This window comes from Bradyrhizobium sp. (genome assembly GCF_027307225.1).
GTDB lineage: Bacteria > Pseudomonadota > Alphaproteobacteria > Rhizobiales > Xanthobacteraceae > Bradyrhizobium.
Genome location: NZ_DAHUXJ010000084.1, coordinates 1 through 4900, shown reverse-complemented (window position 1 = coordinate 4900; position 4900 = coordinate 1). Strand labels below are relative to the sequence as shown.

Below are 4900 nucleotides of genomic sequence, written 5' to 3'. Positions count from 1 at the left end.
ATAAGTACAGGCCCATCGCGAAACTCCTTTTCGTGCGCGTGGTGGCTCACGAGTCGGGGCGTTTCGTCGATGGGCCACTGCTGGAAATGTCAAACTTCTACTGCCACCCCGGCAGAGCCGGGGGGTCTCCCATTGGACTAGCTGCTAGAGCTCCTTTGATTCCGAAGTTCGCATCAGCGCCCCCTCCACCAGCTTGCGAACTTCGGAATCGGAGCTCTAGGGCATCAGGAAGGGTGGATTCAGGCATATTGTCGGCGAATAGTTAACTAAAACAAAAGGATTTCACCCTTCCACGGTCAGGACGGGTTGCAGTTCCACTCCTTTCGCAAGCGAAAGGAGCTGCTGGTCCGATTGTATCCTGCCCTGGTTTGCCGGCTGCGAACCCCTCGCCGCGGTTCGCACGCTCTTCTAGAGTACCATTATGCGCCCAAAAGCCGTTTCCACCAATCCATCCATTGTCTCAGAAACCGCCGGCACACGAACTTTTGCTATCGGTGGCGAGACGCTGACCGCGCCAAAAGCGCCGGGCGGGCTTTATCTGGTCGCAACCCCGATCGGCAATCTCGGCGATATCACGCTGCGGGCGCTGGAAACACTCGCCGGCGTCGGCCTCATCGCCTGCGAGGATACAAGAATCACCCGCCGCCTCACCGAACGTTACGGCATCGCCGCGCGGCTTATCCCCTATCATGAGCACAACGCCGCCGAGATGCGGCCGAAAATCCTCGAACAGCTCGCAGCTGGCGCATCGATCGCGCTCGTCTCCGACGCCGGAACGCCACTGATCTCCGACCCCGGCTTCAAGCTGGTGCGCGAGGTCTGCGCCGCCGGACAACCCGTGACCGCGCTGCCCGGCCCTTCGTCGGTGCTTGCCGCGCTCTCGGTGGCGGCGTTGCCTACCGACCGCTTTTTCTTCGAGGGATTTCTGCCGCCGAAGCAAATCGCGCGGCGCGCCCGCCTCACCGAACTTGCGCGGCTTGACGCAACGCTGGTGCTGTTCGAATCCGGCAGCCGCGTGCAGGAGAGCCTCGCCGATCTCGCCGCCATCATGGGCGCGCGCGACGCGGCAATCTGCCGCGAGATGACCAAGCTGCATGAAGAGATCAGCCGCAGCACGCTTGCCGAGCTCGCGCAATCCGCCGCGACGCTCGAGACGCGCGGCGAATTCGTGCTGGTGATCGCCCCGCCGGCGGAAGGGAGCCAGGTCATGACTTCCGAGGCGATCGACAACCTCCTGCGCGAACGCTTGGCGCGCGACAGCGTCAAGGATGCGGTCGCGCATGCGGTCGAAGTTTCCGGGCGGCCACGTCGCGAGCTCTATGCGCGCGCGCTTGAACTCGCCAAGGAAGGTGACAAGGAAAGTGACAAGGAGAGCGACACGCAACACAAAAAGCAAAAGCATGGCGAGTCCTGACGAACCCGAACTCAATCCGGTTTCACTGGCTCGCGCGCGAGCCTTTCGCACGGGCCTGTCGGCCGAAGCGTGCGCGGCTGCGTTCCTGATGGCCAAGGGCTATCGCATCCTCGCCAGGCGCTTTCGCACGCCGCATGGCGAAATCGATCTCGTGGCAAGGCGGCGCAATCTTGTCGCCTTCATCGAGGTCAAGGCGCGCGAAAGCCTCGACGATGCGGCTTATGCGGTAACGCCGCGGCAGCAGGCACGCATCATCGCCGCCGCGCAAATCTGGCTGATGGCGCATCCCGAGCATGACAGCTATGATCTGCGCTTCGACGCCATGCTGATTGCGCCGCGCCGCCTTCCCCGCCATGTCATGGCGGCGTTCGATGCGAGCCCTTAAGTAATGTTTCGATGACTCCTTTGACGCAACTTGGCCTCATCCTTCGAGACGCGCGCAAGAGCGCGCTCCTCGGGATGAGGTCGGAGACCCTCATGGTGAGGAGGCGTGTTAACGCCGTCCCGAACCATGAGGCCAGAAGATCACCCGGCTAACCAGTGCTCTCCCTAATCGCAATAAGTGACGGACCCCGCCCATGAAACTGAATGTCGCCGTCCAGATGGACCCGATCGCGCGCATCAATGTCCGCGGCGATTCCACCTTCGCGCTGCTGCTGGAAGCGCAAAAGCGCGGGCATGGGCTGTCGTACTACACGCCCGACAAGCTGTCCCAGAAAGGCTCGGACGTGGTGGCGCCGGTGCAGGTGCTGAGCGTGCGCGACGAGGTCGGCGATCACTTCACGCTCGGCGAACCGCACCGCGAATCGCTGTCGGCGTTTGACGTCGTCCTGTTGCGGCAGGACCCACCGTTCGATCTCGCCTACATCACCTCGACCCATCTGCTCGAAAGACTGCAGCCGAAGGCGCTGGTCGTGAACGATCCGGCCGCCGTGCGCAACGCGCCGGAAAAACTGTTCGTGCTGGATTTCCCGCAGCTGATGCCGCCGACGCTGATCTCGCGCGATCTCGACGAGATCAACGCCTTTCGCGACGAGTACGGCGCTGTCGTGATGAAGCCGCTGCACGGCCATGGCGGGGCTGCGGTGTTTCGCGTCATGCCGCAGGACATGAATTTCGGCTCGCTGTTTGACATGTTCTCCGTCACTTTCAAGGAGCCCTGGGTGATCCAGCGCTTCCTTCCCAATGTGAAACATGGCGACAAGCGCATCATCCTGGTCGACGGCGAATTTGCCGGCGCCGTCAACCGCGTCCCGGCCGCCGACGATTTGCGCTCCAACATGGTGCGCGGCGGGGCGGCGAAGGCGACTGAACTCACCGACCGCGAACGCGAAATCTGCACCACGCTCGGACCTGAATTGCGCAAGCGCGGACTTTTGTTCGTCGGCATCGACGTCATCGACGACAACCTCACCGAGATCAATGTGACCTCGCCGACGGGCATTCGCGCCATCGCCAATCTCGGCGGAGCGGATATCGCAGCGAAAATCTGGGACACGATCGAAAGCAAGCGCGGCCAGCGATAGGTTCGGCTGCCGCCACGAAGCTGACTGTGTTCCCTCTCCCATGGGGCCCATTGGGAGAGGGCTGGGGTGAGGGGTTAGGGTCCATCCGGCAATCTTACGCCCTCCAAATGTCGCAAAGCGGTCGCAGCTTTGATGCACCTGCGGCTACGCCGTAGCCGGGGCGACATTGATCATCAGAAAAAGCAAGGGAGGAAGACGCATGACACCAGATGTTTCGCGAAGATCCCTGTTTGCACTGGGCGCGGGCCTTGGCGCCTCAGCCATGTTGGGCGACATGGCGTACGCCAAAGCGCCGAAACTCGGACCGGCGCCGCAATATTTCTATCGCTTCAACGTCGGCGACGCCGAAGTGACGGTCGTCGCCGACGGCGCGCTGGATCTCGGCAATCCCAAGGGCACCTTTACCGGCGTGTCCGACGAGGAAATGAGCAAGATGCTCACCGACAACTTCCTGAATCCAGCCGACATCGTGCTGGAGCAGAACTCTCCGGTCGTGAACATGGGAGACAAGCTGATCCTGTTCGACACCGGCATGGGCACCTCCAAGATGTTCGGCTCGGCCACCGGGCGCCAGCAAAAGAGCCTGAAGGAAGCCGGCATCAAGGCGGAAGACATCGACGCCGTGGTGTTTTCGCACGGCCACATCGACCATATCGGCGGCGTGGTGGGCGAGGACGGCAAGAACCTCTTCCCCAACGCGCAGTTCTACATCGCCGAGAGCGACTTCAATTACTGGACCGATTACGACAAGGCCGGTCCGAAGCTGAAGGATTTCGTCGACCACGCCAAGAAGAACCTGATGCCGGTGCGCGACCGCCTGGTGTTCTACAAGGACGACCAGGAATTCCTGCCCGGCGTTCACGCGCTGGCGGCGCCCGGCCACACCGTCGGCCACACCATCTTCGTGATCTCGTCGGGCGGCAAATCGTTCTGCTACACCGCCGACCTCACCCACCATCCGATCCTGTTGATGGAAAAGCCGCGGATGGAATTTTCCTACGACACCGATCCGAAACAGGCGGCGGGCAGCCGCGTGAAGATGCTGGACATGCTGGCGGCGAACAAGATTCCGGTGCTCGCCTATCACTACCCGTGGCCCGGTGTCGGCCACATCGCCAAGACGGGTGAAGGATTCCACTACATCCCCGAGGCGATCACGATTTGAGATCGTGGGCAGGACTAGCGCCCTCCGGTTCACCTCGCCCCGTTTACGGGGAGAGGTCGATCGCGAAGCGATCGGGTGAGGGGGACTTTCCGCTGACCGCGCTCTCGGTGAATCCCCCTCACCCCACCCTCTCCCCGCACGCGGGGAGAGGGGGCACTTGAGATCCTGGTTCAGCGGACGACCCGCTTACGTCTTCCCCGCCAGCCGCTGCGCCAATTCCTTGTCGAGTTCGGGCAACAGCACGATGCCGTCCTGATCGCTGCCGGAGGAATGCACGACAATCCATGTGCAGGGCTTGCCGCTTTCGTTGCGCGGCGCATGCGGAATATTGGCGTCGCAGAAACATTGTTCGCCCTGTTTCACGTCGATGCGCTTTTCCAGATGGTCGCCGTAATAGACCGCGCATTCGCCTTCCAGCATGTAGGCGATGGTCTCGATGTCCTTATGATAGTGCGCCTTCGCCACCGCACCCGGCGGCATCGGCATCACATTCATGCAAACTTTTTGCGCGCCGACCGTCTCGGCGGACGCGCCCGCGCCGTACACGATGCCCTGCTTGCCGAGATAGGTCTCGCCCGGCTTTATCAAAGCGAAGCCGTCGGGCGGGCGTGTGGTCATGGTGTTCCCCTCGTCCTGCTTTTGGGTGAATACATGCTAGTGCGGTGAATTTGAAGTTCCTATCAGTTTCGCGGTGACCTCGTCATAGGAACTTCAAATTCTAAACCGCACTAGAATCATATAATTGGCTAGTGCTCCTTTGATTCCGAAGTTCGTAAACGTGGAGCCGCAATATGA

The 4900-nt window shown here is 61.6% G+C and carries 5 protein-coding genes; 4 read left to right on the top strand and 1 reads right to left on the bottom strand.

Annotation, left to right across the window (positions count from 1 at the left end):
- Window positions 1–421: 421 nt before the first annotated feature.
- The 4 genes from rsmI (at window position 422) to M6D32_RS14750 (ending at window position 4105) form a co-directional block, all read left to right on the top strand.
- Entirely contained in the window at window positions 422–1414 is a 993-nt protein-coding gene (gene rsmI / locus M6D32_RS14765) for a 16S rRNA (cytidine(1402)-2'-O)-methyltransferase (protein WP_298257389.1), read from the top strand.
- Window positions 1401–1799: a YraN family protein gene (locus M6D32_RS14760; RefSeq protein ID WP_298257387.1), complete on the top strand. Its 399-nt coding sequence runs from the start codon at window positions 1401–1403 to the stop codon at window positions 1797–1799. The genes rsmI and M6D32_RS14760 overlap by 14 nt, the downstream gene beginning before the upstream one ends.
- A 193-nt stretch (window positions 1800–1992) precedes the next feature.
- Window positions 1993–2940, top strand: coding sequence for a glutathione synthase (gene gshB, locus M6D32_RS14755; RefSeq protein ID WP_298257385.1), 948 nt, complete (start codon window positions 1993–1995; stop codon window positions 2938–2940).
- A 199-nt stretch (window positions 2941–3139) separates the two neighbouring features.
- Window positions 3140–4105, top strand: coding sequence for an MBL fold metallo-hydrolase (locus M6D32_RS14750; RefSeq protein ID WP_298257383.1), 966 nt, complete (start codon window positions 3140–3142; stop codon window positions 4103–4105).
- A 186-nt stretch (window positions 4106–4291) separates the two neighbouring features.
- On the opposite strand, the gene M6D32_RS14745 is transcribed toward M6D32_RS14750, so the two are convergent.
- On the bottom strand, window positions 4292–4723 hold the full coding sequence (locus tag M6D32_RS14745) for a cupin domain-containing protein (RefSeq protein ID WP_298257381.1): 432 nt from the start codon (window positions 4721–4723) through the stop codon (window positions 4292–4294).
- Window positions 4724–4900: the final 177 nt, after the last annotated feature.

What these genes read in the sequence shown, in the direction of transcription:
- rsmI (WP_298257389.1), top strand. Translation starts at nt 422, where the DNA reads ATGCGCCCAAAAGCCGTTTCCACCAATCCATCCATTGTCTCAGAAACC.
- M6D32_RS14745 (WP_298257381.1), bottom strand. Translation starts at nt 4,723, where the DNA reads ATGACCACACGCCCGCCCGACGGCTTCGCTTTGATAAAGCCGGGCGAG.
- gshB (WP_298257385.1), top strand. Translation starts at nt 1,993, where the DNA reads ATGAAACTGAATGTCGCCGTCCAGATGGACCCGATCGCGCGCATCAAT.
- M6D32_RS14750 (WP_298257383.1), top strand. Translation starts at nt 3,140, where the DNA reads ATGACACCAGATGTTTCGCGAAGATCCCTGTTTGCACTGGGCGCGGGC.
- M6D32_RS14760 (WP_298257387.1), top strand. Translation starts at nt 1,401, where the DNA reads ATGGCGAGTCCTGACGAACCCGAACTCAATCCGGTTTCACTGGCTCGC.